12 protein-coding genes are annotated in these 20786 nt (G+C 47.8%); 9 read left to right on the top strand and 3 right to left on the bottom strand.

Annotated elements, in window-relative coordinates; genetic code table 11:
• The first annotated feature begins 3 nt into the window (after window positions 1-3).
• The 5 genes from AC4E8D_RS25560 to dnaI all read left to right on the top strand — a co-directional run bounded on the left by AC4E8D_RS25560 (window position 4) and on the right by dnaI (window position 11965).
• Window positions 4-3219, top strand: a complete 3216-nt coding sequence (locus tag AC4E8D_RS25560) for an alpha-mannosidase (RefSeq protein WP_221821008.1) — start codon at window positions 4-6, stop codon at window positions 3217-3219.
• Window positions 3220-3474: 255 nt separating this feature from the next.
• Window positions 3475-4794 (top strand): glycoside hydrolase family 125 protein, encoded by a 1320-nt coding sequence (locus AC4E8D_RS25555; protein ID WP_074096344.1) that lies wholly within the window; start codon window positions 3475-3477, stop codon window positions 4792-4794.
• Entirely contained in the window at window positions 4791-7970 is a 3180-nt protein-coding gene (locus AC4E8D_RS25550; protein WP_490205368.1) for a beta-galactosidase, read from the top strand. The genes AC4E8D_RS25555 and AC4E8D_RS25550 overlap by 4 nt, the downstream gene beginning before the upstream one ends.
• Window positions 7967-10750, top strand: a complete 2784-nt coding sequence (locus AC4E8D_RS25545) for an alpha-mannosidase (protein ID WP_221821006.1) — start codon at window positions 7967-7969, stop codon at window positions 10748-10750. The genes AC4E8D_RS25550 and AC4E8D_RS25545 overlap by 4 nt, the downstream gene beginning before the upstream one ends.
• 264 nt (window positions 10751-11014) lie before the next feature.
• Complete coding sequence (gene dnaI / locus AC4E8D_RS25540; RefSeq protein ID WP_076319793.1) at window positions 11015-11965, top strand: primosomal protein DnaI; 951 nt, start codon at window positions 11015-11017, stop codon at window positions 11963-11965.
• A gap of 128 nt (window positions 11966-12093) precedes the next feature.
• Here the strand turns inward: dnaI and AC4E8D_RS25535 are convergent, their stop codons facing one another.
• Window positions 12094-12249: a hypothetical protein gene (locus AC4E8D_RS25535; RefSeq protein WP_017692450.1), complete on the bottom strand. Its 156-nt coding sequence runs from the start codon at window positions 12247-12249 to the stop codon at window positions 12094-12096.
• Window positions 12250-12511: 262 nt separating this feature from the next.
• Between AC4E8D_RS25535 and trxA the strand changes: the two genes are divergently transcribed.
• Both trxA and uvrC read left to right on the top strand, forming a co-directional pair.
• Window positions 12512-12829: a thioredoxin gene (trxA, locus tag AC4E8D_RS25530; RefSeq protein WP_017692451.1), complete on the top strand. Its 318-nt coding sequence runs from the start codon at window positions 12512-12514 to the stop codon at window positions 12827-12829.
• Window positions 12830-13301: 472 nt separating this feature from the next.
• Window positions 13302-15389, top strand: a complete 2088-nt coding sequence (gene uvrC / locus AC4E8D_RS25525) for an excinuclease ABC subunit UvrC (protein WP_221821005.1) — start codon at window positions 13302-13304, stop codon at window positions 15387-15389.
• Here uvrC and AC4E8D_RS25520 read toward each other — a convergent pair.
• Window positions 15358-17055, bottom strand: coding sequence for a CPBP family intramembrane glutamic endopeptidase (locus AC4E8D_RS25520; RefSeq protein WP_221821004.1), 1698 nt, complete (start codon window positions 17053-17055; stop codon window positions 15358-15360). The genes uvrC and AC4E8D_RS25520 overlap by 32 nt on opposite strands.
• 445 nt (window positions 17056-17500) lie before the next feature.
• Here AC4E8D_RS25520 and AC4E8D_RS25515 point away from each other — a divergent pair, with 445 nt between their 5' ends.
• Window positions 17501-18820 (top strand): TrkH family potassium uptake protein, encoded by a 1320-nt coding sequence (locus tag AC4E8D_RS25515; protein ID WP_405132472.1) that lies wholly within the window; start codon window positions 17501-17503, stop codon window positions 18818-18820.
• Window positions 18821-18874: 54 nt separating this feature from the next.
• Window positions 18875-19546 (top strand): potassium channel family protein, encoded by a 672-nt coding sequence (locus AC4E8D_RS25510; RefSeq protein ID WP_017692455.1) that lies wholly within the window; start codon window positions 18875-18877, stop codon window positions 19544-19546.
• Between the two features lie 61 nt (window positions 19547-19607).
• Here the strand turns inward: AC4E8D_RS25510 and AC4E8D_RS25505 are convergent, their stop codons facing one another.
• Window positions 19608-20531: a LysR family transcriptional regulator gene (locus AC4E8D_RS25505; protein ID WP_221821003.1), complete on the bottom strand. Its 924-nt coding sequence runs from the start codon at window positions 20529-20531 to the stop codon at window positions 19608-19610.
• Window positions 20532-20786: the final 255 nt, after the last annotated feature.

The following is a 20786-nucleotide window of genomic DNA, read 5'->3' as shown; positions in this document are numbered from 1 at the left end:
ACGTTGGAACGTATCAGACGATTTATTCGCGAGTTGTCCGAACATCAGTGGCTGGAGCAATTACAGCTGCGCAGCTGGGATATTACCCGCGCTTATTATAATGTGCCAGGACAGTATGAGGATCAGGGTGAGTACCCCGAAGGGAAAGATTTTGAGCGTTTTCCGAGCAAACAGGGAACGACTTATTTTTTCAGAACACGTTTGGAGATCCCTGCTACATGGCAGCAAGCAACTTATGGGCTTGTATTTGAGACAGGCGGAGAAGGCTTGCTTCGGGTAAATGGGCACTCTTATCAGGGTCTGGACCGCAATCATACCTACGTCACGCTTGATCCATCCAAAGTTGGAACCAATCCCGAACTGGAGATCGAGATGTTTGATCCGGTACCTGAACCTATAGACCCGTTGAATCAACAGGCGGTTATTCAGCCACCGATCACATCAATTACGAGCCTGCTGGTGAGACCCAATGAAGCGGTTCGTAGTCTGATGTATACCGTCATTATTGTGCGTGATTCGGCTGTGTTGTTACCGGAAAGTGACTTTCGGCGGGTTCGCCTGTTAGAACTGGTATATCGTGCGATGGATCAATTTGTAGGCATGTCAGCAGAAGAGATTGAGCAGGGAGAGGGTATTTGTCAGATTGAGAATAATCTGAAGCATCATGTGCGTGAGATTGGCGGAAACGCGGAAGGTCTGGAGCATATGGTGGGACAGTCCCATATTGATATTGCCTGGCTGTGGCCTGTACGTGAGACGGTACGCAAAACGAGCCGTACCTTCTCCACTGTAGATGCACTCATGAATGAATATCCGGACTATGTTTATTCCCAGAGCCAACCCTTACTATATGCGTTTCTGAAGAAGCATGATCCCGAGCTGTACGCGCGGGTGAAGCAGCGGATTGTAGAAGGCCGCTGGGAACTGGTGGGCGGCATGTGGGTTGAGCCGGATCTGAACATCCCGAGCGGGGAGTCCCTCATTCGCCAGATGTTGTATGGTCAGCGTTTCTATATGGAGGAGTTTGGCAAGACATCACAGATTGAATGGCTGCCGGATACATTCGGGTATTGTGCCTCCCTGCCACAGATTTTGAAGCATGGCAATGTGGAATATTTCATGACAACAAAGCTCGGATGGAACGACACAAATGTGTTTCCATACGATCTCTTCCACTGGGTGGGCATTGACGGCACACCGATCCTGTCTTACCTCAATCATGGTGTTAACGAGCATACGTTGCCGAAGGACATTCATGATCACTGGCAGTCCTACCGTGAGAAAGCGGCTCATCCGGAGCATATGCTTCTATACGGACACGGAGATGGCGGCGGTGGCGTAACACGCGAGATGCTGGAGTATGTGAATCGCGCAGACCTGATGGTTGGACAGCCTGCGAGCCGATATAGCACAGCTGGAGCTTTCTTTGCCGGGATTGAAAAGGAGCAACCTGTACTGCCGAAGTGGCATGGGGATCTGTATCTGGAGTTACATCGGGGAACCTACACGACCCATGCGCGCAATAAGCGTAACAATCGGAAAGCGGAGGTTCTGTATCGTGAAGCCGAGCTGTGGAATACACTTGCTCTTCCAGATATGGAGGCAGATGCAGAAGCTGAAGTGCGTTCAAATCTGCATGACGGCTGGAAATTAATTTTGCTGAATCAATTCCACGATATTATTCCGGGATCGGCGATTACGGAATCCTACGTCACTTCGAATGAAGAATATGTACAGGTATTTGAATTGGGCAGAACCGGACTGGATCAAGGCATTGCAGCATTGACTACGGGTATCAACACAGAGGGACCGGAAGGTTCATTAGCCTATGTTGTATTCAACAGCCTGGGCTGGAAACGGAGTGCAGTTGTTCAATTGGCTGTGCAGGATAGCTTGGATCGCTACGGCATCGATGAAGAAGGTCAGCGCTTGCGGATGGATCGGGAGGATGGCAGCATGTCTATTCTCGTGACAGACATTCCGGCGTTTGGATATAAGACGATTTGGCTGGTACCGGAAAATACAAGGGAAACGAATGTACGGGAAATGACGACCCTTGCCGCACAACCAACCTTTAATGATACATGGGATACCGCCTTTTATCATGTGCAATTCAATGAACGTGGGGAGATCACCCGTCTGTGGGATAAGACCGCGGAGCGTGAGATGTTGAAGCCGGGTGAACGAGGCAATCAGCTTCACTTCTTCCACGATCGTCCAACCCTATGGGATGCATGGGATATCGACAGTCGTTATGAGGAACAGATTGCTGGCGAAGTGGAACTGTTGGAGAAAAAGCTGGTGCTGGCGGGTACAACGAAGGATATCCTGCGTTTCCGCTGGAATCTCCATCAATCGGAAATCACACAAGATATCGTCTTTTATCATGACTCACGGCGAATTGATTTTCAAACACAGGTGAACTGGAACGAAAATCACAAACTTCTGAAAGTTGGCTTCCCGATTGATGTGGTGACCTCCAAGGCCACATTTGAAATTCCATTTGGCGCACTGGAACGTCCAACACATCGCAACACAAGCTGGGAACAAGCGCAGTATGAAGTCTGTGGACATCGCTTCGCAGATGTGTCCGAATATGGATACGGCGTGAGCCTCCTCAATGACTGCAAGTACGGGTACGACGTGCAGGGAAGCACTATTCGTTTGTCCCTACTGCGTGCACCCAAATGGCCGGATCGCACAGCCGATCTGGGAGAACATGAATTCACGTATTCCCTATATCCGCACGACGGAGACTGGAGAACTGCACACACCGTACGTCAGGCAGCTGAGCTGAATCATGAGGTGACGGTACAGCAGGTGAACCAAAAGGGTCAGATACAACAAGAGCAACAGATAGAGCAGGTACAGCAGAGGGAAGAAGTACAGCAAAGCACAGGGACTGGAGTTGATCCAATTGCAGATGCAACTGCAATTGCGGCACCTGTACGTCCAGCAACAGGCTCCTGGATTAACTTTAATAGTAACCATGTTATTCTGGATACCGTCAAAATGGCAGAGGATGGACAAGGCACCGTGCTGCGTTTCTATGAATCCTCAGGCAAACGCGAAGACATCACATTGCAATGGCCACATGCCTTTGAGCAAGCCCATCACTCCAACGCACTCGAAGAACCGGTTCAACCACTGGCCCATACCAATGGCCAGATTACACTATCTTTTAAACCTTATGAAATACAAACCGTGCTACTGCGGTAAACCTTTTTGAAATATTTTTGAGCTATACATGTTCAACTAAAAATTTACACGATAACGGAGAGGACAGAAAGAATTCGAAGAAGCGAAGCGTTCGCCTTTATCCCCAGATTTTACCCTCTAGAAAAGGGAATCAAAAAAATCTGGGGATAACAGCGATCGGAGGATATTTCTGACCGCGCAGTGGTCCCGTGTAAATTTTTTGTTTCATCCTGTATAGCTACACCATTCAATTTGTTTAAGGAGTTGCACTCATCCATGGAACAGTTCAGATTACCCAAAATACCCATGCCGCCTGTTGCTTTGCCACAATCCATTCAGGCCGTGCTCGAAGAAGCGGAACAGAAGCTGGCTCACCGACCGAAGCTGCTTCAATTATTCAAAAACTGCTTCCCCAATACTATCGAAACAACAACCAAGTTGATGGAGGACGGTACCACTTTTGTTATCACGGGAGATATTCCGGCTTCCTGGCTGCGTGATTCCGTGGAGCAGGTAGTACATTACATTCCGTTTGCAAAAGAAGACGAGGACCTGCAACGCATTATTGGCGGGCTGATCAAACGTCATATCCAATATGTTCACATCGATCCGTATGCCAATGCCTTCAATGAGACGGCCAACGACTGGCACTGGAACACCACGGACGAGACCGAGATGTCACCTTGGGTGTGGGAACGCAAATTTGAGATTGATTCATTATGTTTCGTTGTGCGCCTGGCCTATTTATATTGGAAGGAAACCGAGCTAACTGACATTTTCGATTCAAGCTTCAAAGCAGCGATGCGTAAAATCGTTGACCTGTTCAAAGTCGAACAGCATCACATGGAACAATCTCCATATCGCTTCACTCGCAATAACGGTATCCCAACAGATTCCCTGCGCAATCACGGAAAGGGTATGCCAGTCAATTACACGGGTATGATCTGGTCCGGTTTCCGTTCCAGTGATGATGCGTGTGATTTCCACTACAATATCCCTGGCAACATGTTCGCGGTTGTAGCTCTGCGCCAAATGCAGGAGTTTGCCGAGTGGGTGTTCCGGGATATGGAACTTTTGCAGGAATTGAAGGATCTGGAGCAGGACGTGGATCACGGCATTCAGTTGTACGGGATTTATCGTCATCCGGAATTTGGACCGATCTATGCATACGAGACGGACGGTTATGGCAACCACTGTCTCATGGACGATGCCGGTACACCAGGATTGATGTCCATTCCATATCTGGGTTACGTCACAGCGGATGATCCAATCTACCAGAATACCCGCCGCTTCGCTCTGAGCAAAGAGAACCCATTCTATTATGAAGGCAAGGTTGCCAAAGGGATCGGAAGCCCGCACACACCACCAGATTATATCTGGCATATGGGCTTGTCCATGCAGGGACTGACTGCGCAGTCTGCCGAGGAGAAACTGGAGATTATTCGCATGCTTGAAGCGACAGATGCAGATACAGGTTATATGCATGAAGGCTTCCACGCTGATGATCCGACGATTTTTACACGAAAATGGTTTGCATGGTCCAACAGCCTGTTCTCCCAGTTGGTCTATAAATCCATGAAGGATGGCCTGTTATGAGTATCCAACCTAATGATAAAAAGCTGATTATCCTCGCTGACTCTACGTTTCCATTGGATGGTACTTTTCCAACTGAGCAGGCTCTGAATACATGGAAAGCAGTAGAAGAGATCACCGTTGTAAACGCCGAAGAACTCGCAGAGACTTTGAAGACTACAGCAGGTGAAGGATGTCTGGTGAATCTGCATGCACCCTATTTCCCAAAATCCGCCTGGACGGAGATTGCAGCTTACTTGCATCAGGGCGGAAGCCTGATCAGTGTTGGTGGTGCGCCCTTTAAACGTCCGGTTCGATATGAGAATGGGGCATGGGTCGTAGAGTCGGAGCAGACCGCATATCACCAGGAACTCTATATTCATGAGGCACTGAACGTATCTTCTGCCAATGTGCAATCGTACACGTCATCCGAACAGATCCCGCTTCTCACTGGGAAAGAAGGACTGTTTGAGAAGGCAGATACATGGAATCTGGTTCCACATACAACCAAAACAAGTGATCTGCCTCATCAGATGGGTTCATCCGGCCCGATGAGTACTCAGATTTACCCATTACTTCGTGGCATGAGTAAGGATGGACGCAGTGTCGCCGCTCCGGTCGTTCTGTGGGAGAATTCCCGCGGGACTTTCGTTGGTTCACGCTGGATGTTTGTGCATCTGCCGCTGACCACCTCATTCTGGACGCAGGATGGAGCTGACGAGATTGTGAAGTGGGCGCAATTCTGTGCGCAAGGTGTAACCGAGTTATCCCTGAAAACAAATTATGCTTCGTACGAACCAGATGAGCGGGCTGTTCTCACACTGCAAGGCCAGATTTTACAGCGTGCAGGCAATAGACTTACCGAGTCCGAGCTGTGGACGTTTGACATTACGGTCGAGCATGAGGATCGCACAAGTGGCATGAGAGAGAAGGTATGGAGCCATCGATTGGAGATGGAACTTTCCGGTGAGCAGTGTTTCGAACGCATACTTCTCCCGGTTTCCATTGAAAGTGGGCTGTATCGGATCATATGCCACGCGCAGGCACCTGACGGGGAAGTTCGGACCTTGCGTCAAGGCTTCTGGGGACAAGATGCAGCACTGCTGGCAGAAGGAGAAGTGATTAGCCGTAGCAGAGATTATTTTGTAAAAGACGGACGTCCTCTGCCTGTTGTGGGCATGACCTACATGACCTCCGATGTGGCACGGAAATTTCTGTTTTTGCCAAATGCGGATGTCTGGGACCGAGACATGGCTCAGATGGCAAAAGCCGGCATCAACTGGATTCGGACGGGAATCTGGACCGCCTATCGCAACATGATGCAGGTGGACGGACATATGGCAGAGGATGTGCTTCGTGCCATTGATGCATTTATTTTAACGGCGAAACGCCACGGCTTACAGGTTACGTTCACTTTCTTCTCCTTTACACCGGAGACATGGGAAGGCACGAATCCGTATTTGGACCCGCAGAGTGTCGAGGCTCAGAAACGTTTTATCCGCAGCATCGTAAGTCGTCACACGCACACAACGCATGTGGACTGGGATCTGATTAACGAGCCATCGATGTTCGATCCAGTACGTATCTTCTCAGCTGGCCCACGCTCGGCGAGGGATTCGTATGAACAGCAGGCTTTTGTCGAGTGGCTTCAGCAACGTCATGAGACGATTGAAGCGTTGCAGGAGGCATGGAACATGTCGCCGAAGCAGCTCCCCAACTTTGCAGCCGCGGTGATCCCGGAGGCGGAAGAGATTAATTTTGATGTACAGGACATGCACAAGGCCAAAAAAGGAACACGCTGGCTTGATTATTGTCTTTTCTCCATGGAAATGCACAATGTTTGGGCAAGAGAGCTTGTAGGTACGATCAAGGATCTGGTGCCGAATCATCTGGTCACCGTGGGACAGGACGAAGCCCTTGGTGCGCAGCGTCCTTCACCATTCTTCTATGAACGTGAAGTGGACTATACAACGGTGCATTCCTGGTGGTTAAACGATGATCTGATCTGGGATGGCATTTTCGCTAAAACGCCACATAAGCCAAATCTCATTCAGGAGACGGGCATCATGTATGTGGAAACCCCGGATGGACGAGCCAAACGTACGGAAGAAGAGCTTCGTGGCATTCTCGAACGCAAGTACGCCTATGCGTTCTCGACAGGCGGCGCAGGAGCGGTGCAATGGATCTGGAACACCAACTTCTATATGGATAATGCCAATGAGTCTCATATCGGAGCCCTTCGTGCAGATGGTACGGAGAAGCCAGAGGCGGATGTGTCTTATGATTTTGGCCGATTTATGCATGGCATTCGTGATCTCTTTGAAGACCGCGAGCTTGAGGATATTGCAGTGGTGTTCCCGTATTCCAATGACTTCTCCAACCGTGCCCTGGCCTATGATGCCACAACAAAGCTTACTCGTGTGATGTCCTATGATCTGAAATTGCCATTCCGTGCATTATCCGAATATCATCTGGAAGCGCTGGAGCAGCAGCCACCGAAGCTGATTATCGTGCCGAGTCCACACAATATGGACAGCGATGCACTTCAACAATTGCTCACGTTTGCAGAGAAAGAAGGCGCGAGCCTGCTCATCACTGGACCACTGGGGCTGGATGCGTACTGGAAGGCAACTGACCGTGCAGATCATATTGTAGGCAAACGCAGTCTGGGTAACGTACAGCGGGAAGAACTGCTGAATATTAATGGCGTGAATCACCGGGTGACCTATGGACGGCGTCGTATCGCCGAGGTGACAAAGGAGACGTTGCTTCATGGGGATAATGGTACAGCAGATGAAGTACACGTTCTGCCTTTGGGCAAAGGGAAATTAATCTGGACTCCACTGCCGCTTGAGTTAAACGGACGGGACGAGCCACTAGCTGAATTATATCGTTATGCGACTGAGATTTCGGGCATCGAACAGGAGTTGGAATGGATATCTGGCGGAGATATCGCTGGGATCTACGGCCGGCAGCTGAGTTTTCCAAAGGGAAATCTGTATGTATTTGTATCGGAGTTTGCCTTGAACCATGAAGTTCATGTGAGAGATCAACGTACAGGTGTATCGTACTCGTTCCAATTGGAGAAAAATCGTTCCGTGCTGTTTGCCACGGATGCTTCCGGAAAGCTGACTGCGGTGTATCGCCCGGATGAGGTTGAGATTGTACAACAAGACGAAAGAGGTGGGATAACACGATGACTAAGAAAAAGAGAGCACATATTATTTCGCATACCCACTGGGATCGGGAATGGTACTTGCCGTATGAGAAGCATCATATGCGACTCATTCAGCTTGTCGATTCACTGTTGGATCAGCTTGATGAGGGATCGGACTACAAAAGCTTTTATTTAGATGGACAAACGATTATCATCGAAGACTATCTTCAGGTTCGCCCTGAGCAGAAGGAACGACTGGAGAAACATATCCGCAATGGGCGGATTGTGATTGGACCATGGTACATTTTGCAGGATGCGTTTCTGACGAGTGGAGAAGCCAATGTGCGCAACATGCAGGTTGGACATAAGGACGCTAAACGTTACGGCACACCTTCGAAAATTGGTTATTTTCCCGATACATTTGGATTGGTCGGACAGACTCCGCAGCTGATGCAGCAATCAGGCATTGATAATGTGTTCTTTGGTCGTGGTGTGAAGCCTACGGGATTTAATAATACGGTGTCGGATGCCGGATATGAATCAAGCTTCTCGGAGTTGATGTGGGAAGGACCAGACGGATCAAAAGTGCTTGGTGTATTGTTTGCCAACTGGTACTCCAACGGAAATGAAGTTCCGGTAGACGAGGAATCGGCCCGCAAGTTCTGGGAAACCAAGCTTGCAGACGCTGAGAAATATGCATCAACGAATGAGTTGTTGTACATGAACGGATGTGATCACCAGCCGATTCAACGAGACCTGCCAGAAGCCATCCGTATGGCTGAGCAATTATATCCCGATATCGAGTTCATTCACTCCAACTTTCCAGATTATCTGGAAGCTTTGAGAGCATCGTCTGAACATGAGTTGTCCACGGTCAAAGGTGAACTGCGCAGTCAGCGTACTGATGGCTTGGGAACTCTGGTGAACACGGCCTCGGCTCGTGTGTATCTGAAACAGATGAACCAGCTAGGCCAGACTATGCTGGAAAAAGTGGCTGAACCCTTGGCATCCTACGCCTATCTGCTTGGACATGCCTATCCACATGATCAATTGACATATGCCTGGAAAACGCTGATGCAGAATCATCCGCATGACAGCATCTGTGGATGCAGTGTGGATGAGGTGCATCGCGAGATGGTGACACGGTTTGATAAGAGCCGTCATGTGGCAGAGGCGCTGATTGAAGAGAGCACCAGCCAGATTGCTACAGCTGTCGATACCTCCATATTTGAGCGCTACGGCGAAGGTGCCCGGCCTGTCGTGGTATTTAATACAACGGGGTGGGAACGCAGCGGTGTAGTTCAGATGGAACTGGACGCGGCTCGGTTGTATTTCCGGGATGGATATACATTGGAGGAAATGGCGGCACAGATGAAAGCCGTTGACCTGTCAGATCGCATACTGGTAGATGAAGATGGTAATCACATTCCATGTACGGTGGAGGATCTGGGTCTGCAATTTGGCTATGATCTGCCAGATGATCGCTTCCGTCAGCCGTATAGCTGTCGGCGCGTTCGTATTCGTTTTGAAACAGAGCATGTAGCCGCATTTGGCCTGAAAACCTATGCGTTGGTCAACGTTGCGGATGATGCTAAGAGTGGTACTCCGTCGAAAACGACTACGCTGTTGCGTGGTGAACGTGGCATGGAAAATCAACATATGATCGTCACGATTGCAGACAATGGTTCATTCACACTCACAGATAAACGAACAGGTCGGACTTTTAAAGAGCTCGGCGTGTACGAAAATGTGGGCGATATCGGCAATGAATACATGTTCAAGCAGCCAGAGAACGAAGTGGCGCGAACAACACGCGAGCTTCAGGCAGAGATTCGGGTCCTTGAGAATACATCATACTTGGCCTCATTCGAAGTGATCCATCATTGGGAAATACCGGAGTCTGCGGATGAGATGCTGGATCAGGAACAGCGGGAACTGATTTATTATCCACATCGCAAAGCCCAGCGTTCAGCGAAAATGACTCCACTTCAGATCCGTACAGTGATATCGCTTAGTCGTAGTGGAAAAGGTGTCCAGGTGGAGACAACCTTCAACAATCAGGCGAAGGATCATCGGGTGCGTGCTCTTTTCCCAACGGATCTTGTATCTGCTGTTCATCATGTGGATTCCATGTTCGAAATTGCAACACGTGATAACAAGCCTGCACCGGAGTGGCAAAATCCAAGCAATACACAGCATCAACAGAATTTTGTAGATGTAAGTGAACAAGACGTCGGATTGGTCGTTGCCAATCTGGGCCTGAATGAATATGAAGTCCTTCAAGATGGACGTAACACGGTTGCCGTAACGCTGCTTCGTGCGGTTGGCGAACTCGGAGACTGGGGTTTGTTCCCTACACCGGAAGCACAATGCCTTGGTGAACATACATTTCAGATCGAGATCATTCCGCATGATGGAAATGGTGCAGCATCAGGTGCATATATCGAGGCCTATCAGTTCCAGGTTCCTTGGACGCTGGCACAAACCGAAGTACACCCGGGTTATCTGACACCTAGTAACACACCATTTGCATGGCAAGGAGACGGATTGGCGTTTTCTTCACTCAAGGTAAATGAGGATTCCGGTGATGTGATGCTACGCTGGTTCAATATGACCACCAACTCTGCCACGTTAAATCTTGCTGCATCACAGGCGAATCCACAGCCATTCGAAACGGCATACAAGAGCAACATCTTGGAGGAAGAGGGCAAAATGCTCCATTCTCACAGCATAGAAGAGGCATCGACATTATCATTTGCCAGCAAGGAATGGAACATACAGACAGGTTCATGCGAGATCATCACTGTTGGCTTACGGCTCTAATAAAGGTTGTTCAAAAGGCCGAAAAACAGACTTTTGACCACGCACTAAAAGGTACCGGACTGCAAGTGTGCTCTAAACTAGGCATTACGTACGGTGGTGGAAGGGTTACGCTATTTACCAGATGTATCTGTTGAGTTATTGGTTGTTTTTCTATAGAATGAACAGTAGAATTGCTAATGATCGAAAGTTCCTATGCCATCAAGATGGCCATGGGTACACTTCAATTGTTCATTCTATATTGAAACATTAAGGGGGCTTGAAGCCATGGAATCCTTGGGAGGACTGCTTCAGCAGCTGAACCCTGCCTTTCGTGAGCAATCGCGGCGGATTGCGGCGGAATTGATGGAAAATCCGTACGTACGCGAATTCCGCGCAGGTCATCCTGAACTGCAAGATGCACAGCTCATGACCGATCTGAGCAAGCTGTTTCAGTACGCCAAAGACTCTAAGAACTGTGCGAATTGTCCGGGACTCGACAACTGTCCTAACGATTTTCAGGGCCACTTTTGCAAACTGGAAGTAGAACATTTTAACGGTAAACCCGAAATCATAGATATAAAAGCGCCTTGTTCCAAACATATCGCCCGGCAAAATGAACATATCATTAAGCAACGCATTCGCAGTTTCTATGTGGACGAGCGTGCGCTCAGTGCTGGATACAACGACGTGGAGATTATGGGCAAGGATCGGATGCGTGCTCCGGCAGTGAATCAGGTGCTTCGGTATATTAGGGAGACCAAGGAGAACGGATTATCTCCGCAAGGACTGTTTCTTGAGGGAACTTTCGGGACGGGTAAGACGTTCCTGATGTGTTATCTGCTGCATGAACTGGCGGTTGCAGGGCACACGGGTGTCATTATCTATATGCCTGACTTTGTGGAGGATCTGAAATCCATGATTAGTGAAGGGCAGAAGCTGAAGGAAATGACGGATATTTTGAAAAGCTGTGATCTGCTCATTTTTGATGATATTGGGGCAGAGAATCTGAACCCTTGGGTTCGGGATCATGTGATGGGGTCCATTCTGAACTATCGGATGAATCGCAAACCAACGTTCTATACGTCCAATTACAATCTGGATGGGCTTGAAAAACACCTGAGTTTCACCAATCGGGATGGCGAGGAAATGAATAAAGGTCAACGTTTGATGGACCGGATTCGTCCATTCGTGGATGTCATCTCCGTTCGGGGTGAGAATCAGCGTGGCAAACGTTAAACCGGTTAGCTTTTGGTCTGATTTACAAAATGTTCTTCTTAAACGATAAGTAGTCCCAAAAAAAGCCTGGCTTTCGCATTGTTGCGAAAACCGGGCTTTTCTGGTCCTGCGTGAGACCTGTGAGTGTCCTATTCGGTGAGGAATTTGAAGATAACCATACCGAAAAAAATCACTGTCATGAGACCGGCCATGCCGGCAACACCCGCGATCAGATCAAATAGATCGTTCCGGGGTTCCTCGTTCACATGTTCACGCGGGTCGCTGATCCGCACATTTGCATCCATGTTATTGCCTCCTTATGGGGAAACAGCTTGCCCTTATGGGGGCTGAAACCCGGAGTAATTTTAGTATACTTGGAAAAGAAAGCGTTTGTAAAGATTTTGCAGTTGGTATGCCATATCCTCTAATTGTGAAGATTTGATGTTGGGAAGATGAACATTGCAGCGTTCAATTCACAAGTTTGACGTACCTGTGTTATACTGGAAGTGTCGTTCACGACGTTACAGGTTAAAATAAACCGTAAGTATATATAAGGAGGACAATTTCATGGCTATTGTTAACGTATCCGATCAATCCTTCAACGCTGAAGTAGAAGGCGAAGGAACGGTTCTTGTTGATTTCTGGGCGCCTTGGTGTGGTCCTTGTAAAATGCTCGCTCCAATCCTGGAAGAGCTGTCCACAGAAGTTGGCGATGCAGTGAAAATTGCTAAAGTTAACGTGGATGAAAATCCGGAATCTGCTTCCCGCTTTGGCGTAATGAGCATTCCAACTTTGATCTTCTTCAAAGACGGTCAACCGGTAGATAAAGTGGTTGGTCTGAACTCGAAAGATGCGCTCAAAGGAATTATCGCAAAACACCAATAATTTACAGGCTTACACATACGCCTCCGGTTTACATGCCGGGGGCGTTTTGCGTCGAATACCTTTATATAGGGCAATATAAAGTAAAAATATTTTTTATACTTGAATGTAGAGTACAGAACCGATCTGGAGAAGCGAAGTGCTCGCGTTTATCCCGGATTCATCTCTGATATAGTTGGAACTATGTATTTACACAGTAACGGAGAGGACAGAAAAAACCTGAAGAAGCGAAGCGTTCCCCTTTATCAACAGATTTTTCCCTTGAGAAAAGGGAATGAAAAAAATCTGGGGATAACAGGGATTGGAAGGTTGTTCTGTCATCGTAGTGTCAGTGTGAATTATCTTTAGTTTCTTCTTATAGAAAAAGGTGACTCAGAGACAATACGATAACGGATTGGAAGACGGTACTGTAATCAGAATGGCTTAGTGTAACCTTTTATTTATACTTTTTTCGGGAAGGAGGATTCACCGAATTATGGATCAATTCATGAATGATTTGCAGGATCAGGAGAAGGCATTGGAGCAGATTCGCCACAAGCTCGCTTTGCTGCCAGACATGTCTGGTTGTTACCTGATGAAGAACAGTGAAGGCACCATTATCTACGTAGGTAAGGCCAAAGTGCTGAAGAACCGCGTACGCTCTTATTTTATCGGCAGTCATAATGGAAAGACTCAGCGTCTGGTGTCTGAAATCCGTGATTTTGAATATATCGTGACGGGCAGTAACATGGAAGCACTCATTCTGGAGTGTAACCTGATCAAAAAACATATGCCGCGGTATAACGTGTTGCTCAAGGATGATAAGACATTCCCATATCTTAAAATTACAAATGAAAAGCACCCCCGTCTGGAAGTAACCCGGCGTGTGCTGAAAGATAAAGCCAAATACTTCGGACCTTATCCGAACTCGTATGCGGCACACCAAACGAAAAAATTGCTCGACCGCATGTATCCACTGCGCAAATGTGGTGTAATGCCCAAAGAAGTCTGCCTGTACTATCACATGGGACAGTGTCTTGCCCCTTGTGTGAAGGAAGTGGAGAAGGAGCAGTACGACCAGATTTCACAAGAAATTGGTTCATTTCTGAGCGGCGGTCACGAAGAGATTAAGAAGGATCTGCAGCGTAAGATGCAAGAGGCTGCGGAGGATCTTTATTTTGAACGGGCCAAGGAACTGCGCGACCAGGTAATCGCCATCGATGCGATGATGGAAAAACAGAAAATTACGATGGCCGATGCCAGAGACCGTGATGTATTTGGTTTTGCCATTGATAAAGGCTGGATGTGTGTCCAGATTCTATATATGCGTCAGGGTAAAATGATTGAACGTCACGTATCAACCTTCCCGTTTTACGGTGAGGCGTACAGTGATTTCATGTCCTATGTAACACAGTATTACAGCGATAATCCGGCATTGCCACAAGAAATTTTGTTGCCGGAAATGCCCAAGGATCTTGCAACGGATAACGACAGTTTGGATACGGGTTCTGATGCTGATGGATCGGTACCTGCCGCAGTTACGGTGGAGTTCGATCAGACGGGACAAGTGGAGCACAGTTACGCTTCCCAGCCACTGGTTGCTGAGACTCGTGCAGCTTACGGAGGTTCCGCTGAGGCAGAAGGTGAACAACCTGACAGTATGCAAGAGGATGCTCCAATAACGGATACAACTGCTTCTACTGAAAAGCTTCCATCAGGACTGGAAGACCCAACTCAGGTTGCTGCTGCTTTACAGGAGTGGTTGGAGATCAAAGTGCTCATCCCGCAACGTGGATTGAAACGCCAGATGATCACCATGGCCGTGGATAACGCACGTGTGGCATTGGAAGAAAAGTTCCGTTTGATTGAGCGAAATGAAGAACGGACATCCAAAGCTGCCGAAGGGCTGGGACGTTTTATTGGATTGGATCAGCTTCACCGTATTGAAGCGTTTGATAACTCGAACATCCAGGGTACAAACCCGGTATCTGCCATGATTGTATTTACCGATGGTAAACCGGATAAGAAGGAATATCGGAAGTACAAGGTTCGTTCGGTTGAAGGGCCGGATGATTATGAAACGATGAGAGAGGTCATCCGTCGCCGTTACGAGCGAGTATTGAAAGAAAACCTGACCCAGCCTGACCTGATTGTGGTTGATGGTGGTAAAGGACAGATCTCGGCTGCGGTCGATATTTTGGAAAATGAGCTGGGGCTGTTTATTCCGGTATGTGGTCTGGTGAAGGATGCGAAGCATAAGACTTCACAGTTGATGATCGGTAATCCACCAGAAGTGATCTCCCTGCCTCGGGATAGCCAGGAATTCTACCTGTTGCAGCGGATACAGGAAGAGGTCCACCGTTTTGCGATCTCGTTCCACCGGGAACAACGTGGCAAATCGATGGTGACATCACGTTTGGATGCCATTCCGGGTATTGGAGAGAAGCGGCGTAAGTTGCTGTTGAAGCATTTTGGCTCTTTGCGCAAAATAAAAGAGGCCAGCGTCGAAGACTTCCGGCCTCTATCTATTGGTGACAAACTGGCAAATCAGATTATTGCAGCACTTCGTGATGAGGAGTCGTAACATACGGCTTCTCTTTTTGTTTTGGATTGAATTTGTAGACCACATATCCAACGATGGCCGGCAGTACAATCCAGAAGAGTCCGGCAGCCATATTCAGGGCATCGCCCATAAAGACCAAGCTGAGTCCCATCAGCAAGCTGTCGAAGATCACATGGGCAAATACAACGGCAATGAAGCCGTGACGCAGCATGATCAGACTGAACAGCAATCCAATCACCATCAGTTCAATGGGACGAGTGATTACTGGATAGATCGGATACAATGTGTGTCCAAGTGCCCAAATGATGGTTGGGATCAGACAGGCAATAAACGTGTTACGCACAATCTTTTGCATCATGCGAATGCCGAACAGTCGATAAACAGTTTCTTCACCAATACCGGCCATCCAGGCCATGATCGGGAAGAGCCAGGCATAGGTCATATTAAATGTAGATTGATCTGCTGACGTCGTTGACCATGTGCCGATGCTTCGCTCCAGAATGAAGAACAGGATGGATTGAACACCCAGTAGAATGAACGCCCACAGGTAACCAGCAACCATGCTGTGAAGTACATATTTTCCATATCCGGGTTCCTTGGCACGAGGCCATGGGTTCAGACCTATTTTACGCCACATGCCGTCACCAGCAACGAGAGACAGATAGATGGTTGCACTCATAACCAGTGTAATTCCTGCCTGCATTAACATCAGGAACGCTAACATGAAGCTGGAAAGTCCTTGTGCCTGAAAGAGTGGAATCATGTTCAGTGTACCAATTACTGAAGCTGCGAAATACACCAGCGAGAGAATGATTCCGCGTTTGAAAGATGTATGTGCTCGGGTCAGAATGCTATAGATGATTGCCAGCACGCCCAGAACAAAGGTCAGGAATGCATAGCCGCCATAAGTCATCCAATTGGCCTGACGTGTTTGATCTTTCACATAATCGGTATGGGATTCAGGGACCGAGAAGCCAGGATCGAACGATCGTACCGCACCCTCTTCAAACGTAAAGTTCAGTTCAAGCTTGGAGTCTCCGATGGCTTTTGCAGAATCTGTATACTTCAGTCCCGCTTCACCATCGCGAGTCTCCAGTTGAAGTGTAGGCACTTCATAACCGAATTCGGTCAGAACGCCAGCCGCGAGCTGTTGTTTCTCGTCCAGAGATATATTGCCTTCAGCAAGTACTTGCGATGTGGTCACTCGTCCACTAACCTGCTCCGCCTCAATGGCGGTATAGAGGGAAGAAGGCAGTTCCCGTTTGAAGCCGACTACTTTTCCTGTTTTCATATGTACGTCAACATTAAGATAACCGCCTTTGTGTTGATCAGGCAAACGAACGCGGAATACATCGTAAGGATAGCTAGTTTCCCATTTCTGGTTATAGGTATCAAGTTGTTTGGTTTTGGCCATATACCCGTAGATATCGGAATGTGTCTGGTAGGTTACCAGAGTTTTTTCATCATCATTTGGCAGTGAATAGTCATTCACAGAAGCTGCGAATGATCGTGCGGATTGCTTCGCCTGCTCCTTGGTTATGAAGGAGGTGGACGGAATTTCTGTCGTTTGTGATGAGGTAGCTGGAAAGATCTGAAATACAAAAAATAGAATCAGGCCAATCGCCGCAAGCAACCCCAGCCGCTTGAAGTTAGCCTTGAGTAGCAAAGGCTGCCCTAAGGGATTCATGTAATGGTGTTCCTCCTTAATCTAATATGGATATTAAAGTTAACATAGCACAGGGCAAGCACCGAATGCCAATGATGTAACGAAAACAGGTGTAAATCCTTGAAAATGAATGAAAAGGACCGAAAGAATCTGATCCATCCGTCGCCATATCTGAGTTCTTCCCTTTTTGGCGGAATTCGATGCTATTTACACAAAAAACGTTTTGTCTACAAACGTCGCAGCGCTTATAATTTTGAAGCAAATGTGCAATGATTCGCATGTCTTTCGCCCAACAAGGGAACGAATAGAATATATTCCAACTTCATTATATATGTCGTATTAATCTGAATCATACTTGTTTAACGTTTGGCAACAGCATTTCAAATGAAGAAGGCTCCACGGGTGTGGAGTTATTTTCATTTTAGAAGAGGTGGAAGATACTCAAGTGAAACTGAATGTTCAATGGATGCGATTATCGCCACCCCGTATTCTTGTGTTAGGATTTGCTGGCATCATATTGGTAGGTACACTATTGTTAATGCTTCCGGCATCCAACCGTAACGGTGACAGTCTTGCATTTATTGATGCGCTCTTTACAGCAACTTCGGCTGTTTGTGTCACCGGTTTGGTAGTGGTGGATACAGGGACTCATTTCTCGATGCTGGGTCAGGTTGTGATTGCGATTCTGATTCAGATTGGTGGACTGGGCTTCATGACAATGTCCACATTGGTTGCCATTGCGTTCAAACGGCGGATTTCGCTTAGAGAACGGTTGATTCTACAGGAAGCGATGAATCAGAGCACGATGGAGGGCATCGTCCGGCTGATTCGGAAAGTTGTGATCTACTCACTCATTATTGAAGGCATATGTGGCACACTGTTTGCCATCCGCTGGTCGTTCGACATGCCGGTCGGACAGGCGATCTATTATGGCTATTGGCATGCGATCTCCATGTTCAACAATGCGGGCTTTGATATGTTTGGCGATTTCCGCAGTCTGACCGGTTATGTGTATGACCCGTTGGTTAATTTTACAGCAATGTTCCTCATTGTCTCTGGCGGTATCGGTTTTGTGGTGTTGTCAGACCTGGTAGATTACCGCAAAACGCGAAAGCTGTCTCTGCACTCCAAAGTTGTACTGTTAACAACTGGATTGTTGATTGTGTTTGGTGCACTTGTCATTTTCGTATTTGAATTCAGCAATCCACGGACATTGGGTGGCCTGAACTGGGGTGGCAAAATTCTCGGTTCATTCTTCCAATCCATTACGCCGCGAACAGCAGGAGCCAATACGGTAGATATTGCGGGGCTGAGACAGGCAACACAGTTCTTTATGATCATTCTGATGTTCATTGGTGCTTCGCCGGGTTCTACCGGAGGCGGGATCAAAACAACGACATTTATGATTATGGCTGGAGCGGTCATCGCCATGATGCGTGGACGTGAAGATATCGTGTTTTTCCGCTATCGGCTCGTACAGGAACGGATTTTCAAGGCGCTTACCATTACATTGCTGGCGCTTTTGTTCATCATAGCTGTAACGATGGCACTGAGTACCACAGAAGACGCCAGTTTTATGATGATCTTATTTGAAACGACATCAGCTTTTGGTACTGTCGGATTATCGCTCGGACTGACGCTGAAGCTGACTACTTTGGGCAAACTTCTGATCTGTTTTACGATGTTTGCAGGAAGGCTTGGACCGATCACATTAGCGTATGCACTTGGGCAGAAAAAGGGTAAAGAGTTATACAGGTATCCGGAAGGCAAAATGATTATTGGATAAATCTATTATTAGTGAGTTATGAAATTGATCTGGATAAGGGGTTCGTGAAGAACAATGAAAACACAGCAGTTTGCGGTGATTGGGCTTGGGCGGTTTGGCTCCAGTCTGGCGCAGGAATTAATGGAACTCGGCTACGAGGTGCTCGGGATCGATAAAAATGAAGAAGTCGTCGAAGACATAAGTGAACTGGTCACCCATGCCGTTGTAGCTGATGCCACAGATGAGGAAGTGCTGCGCTCCCTGGGTATTCGAAATTTCGACTGTTGCATCGTAGCCATCGGGGATGATATTCAGACGAGCATTCTCACTGCCATCCTGCTGAAAGAGCTGGGTGTCAAGACGGTCGTTGCCAAGGCGATCTCCGTTCTTCACGGACGGGCACTCGACAAGCTGGGCATCGATCGTGTCGTTTATCCTGAGCGGGATATGGGCATTCGGGTTGCCCACCAGCTGGTTACCCCGAACTTGCTGGATTACATTGAATTATCCAATGATTACAGTATTGTTGAGATGAAGGTTCCCGCCTGTCTGCACAACAAAACCCTTTCAACCCTGAATGCACGCGTACGTTTTGGTTGCAGCATTGTGGCGTTACAGAAAGAAGCCGGGGTCATTATCGCTCCGACGGCATTGGACTCGCTTCAAATGGGGGATATCATGGTCATCATTGGTAATAATGCAGATATCGACCGATTTGAAGAAGAGGTTATCAGCCAGGAGAGCTGATAATTATCATAAGTTAAAATGGAAGAGCCAGGCGTTAGAGCCTGGCTGATTCAGATCAAAGCTAAGGCGTCGTAGTCCTCCGTGAGGGCAATGGCGCCTTAGCTGTAAAGAGTGCAGCCGTCTCCTTGACCCATTGTCTGGAGGTCTCGCTGAGGTCCTCTTTTTCCCCATATATCATGCAAGTTGTTCTGCGGGTCTGCTGTAATTGAGGCAAATGAACAGAAACCAGATCATTGTCCGCGAGCAATTGTGGACGAAGATATGACTTGGGCAATAGAGCAGCTGCTTTGGCGGAAGGCAGAAGTCGGATGATCGCTTCAAAGGAATCAATCTCCATGCGAATATCCGGCATCACGGCACAGCGCTGGAAGAGATCGTCCGTTAATTTGCGGTACCAGGTACCTTTGGAGAACGTGATCATCGGCAGATCCTGCAAATGCTCCATCCCGGCTTCCTTGCCGGATAAGGGGTGCGTGAGCGGTACAACCAGCTCCAGATGATCATCAAATAGCGGTACGCAGTTCAGCCCCACTTCGCTGATGGAGGAGGCGACAATGCCCACATCGGCTTTTTTGTCACGCACAAACGAGACAATCTCATGTGTTTTACCCGTCAACAGTTTCAGTTCGGCATTTGGATGTTTCTCCATAAAGGCATTGACGAGAGGTGGTAACGTAGTTTGAAGCGTCGTCAGACTGGCTCCGAGTGTAATGGCGCTCTGTTCTTCGTCTTTATACTGGGCCAGCATGGTGAGGAACTTCTGTTGCTGCTGCTTCTGTTCTACAGCGTAGGTATAGGTGAACTGGCCCACACTCGTTAACTCCAGCCGTTTGCCACGGCGGTGGAACAGTGCAACCCCGAGTTCATCCTCCAATTTGGCAATTTTACGTGAGAGTGCGGGTTGGGACAAGTTCAGTAACTTGGATGCACGGTTCAGGCTGGACTGCTCCACGACCGCTGCAAATGCATTTAACTCCTCAAACATGAACAATAACCTCTTTTCCATGAATGTGATTCTTGCCCTTGTTTAATCGTTTTCCATGTTGTATGGCCTGTAAACCCAATGTTTCACTGCTTATACCTATAGGTTATAACATTTAATAATTATATTGCAATTCCATTATAAGAAAAAAAGGAGTAACATGAACCGTGACACAAGTTGTTCACACCTGGGGAAAACGGAACAATTTGTCGAACCTTTTCAGGGAAAAGGATTCGTGTCATGATAAGTGAAATCATT

This window comes from Paenibacillus sp. SRL342, assembly GCF_984798905.1.
Note: the sequence above shows the minus strand (reverse complement) of the source record. Positions and strands in the feature narration are given on the sequence as shown.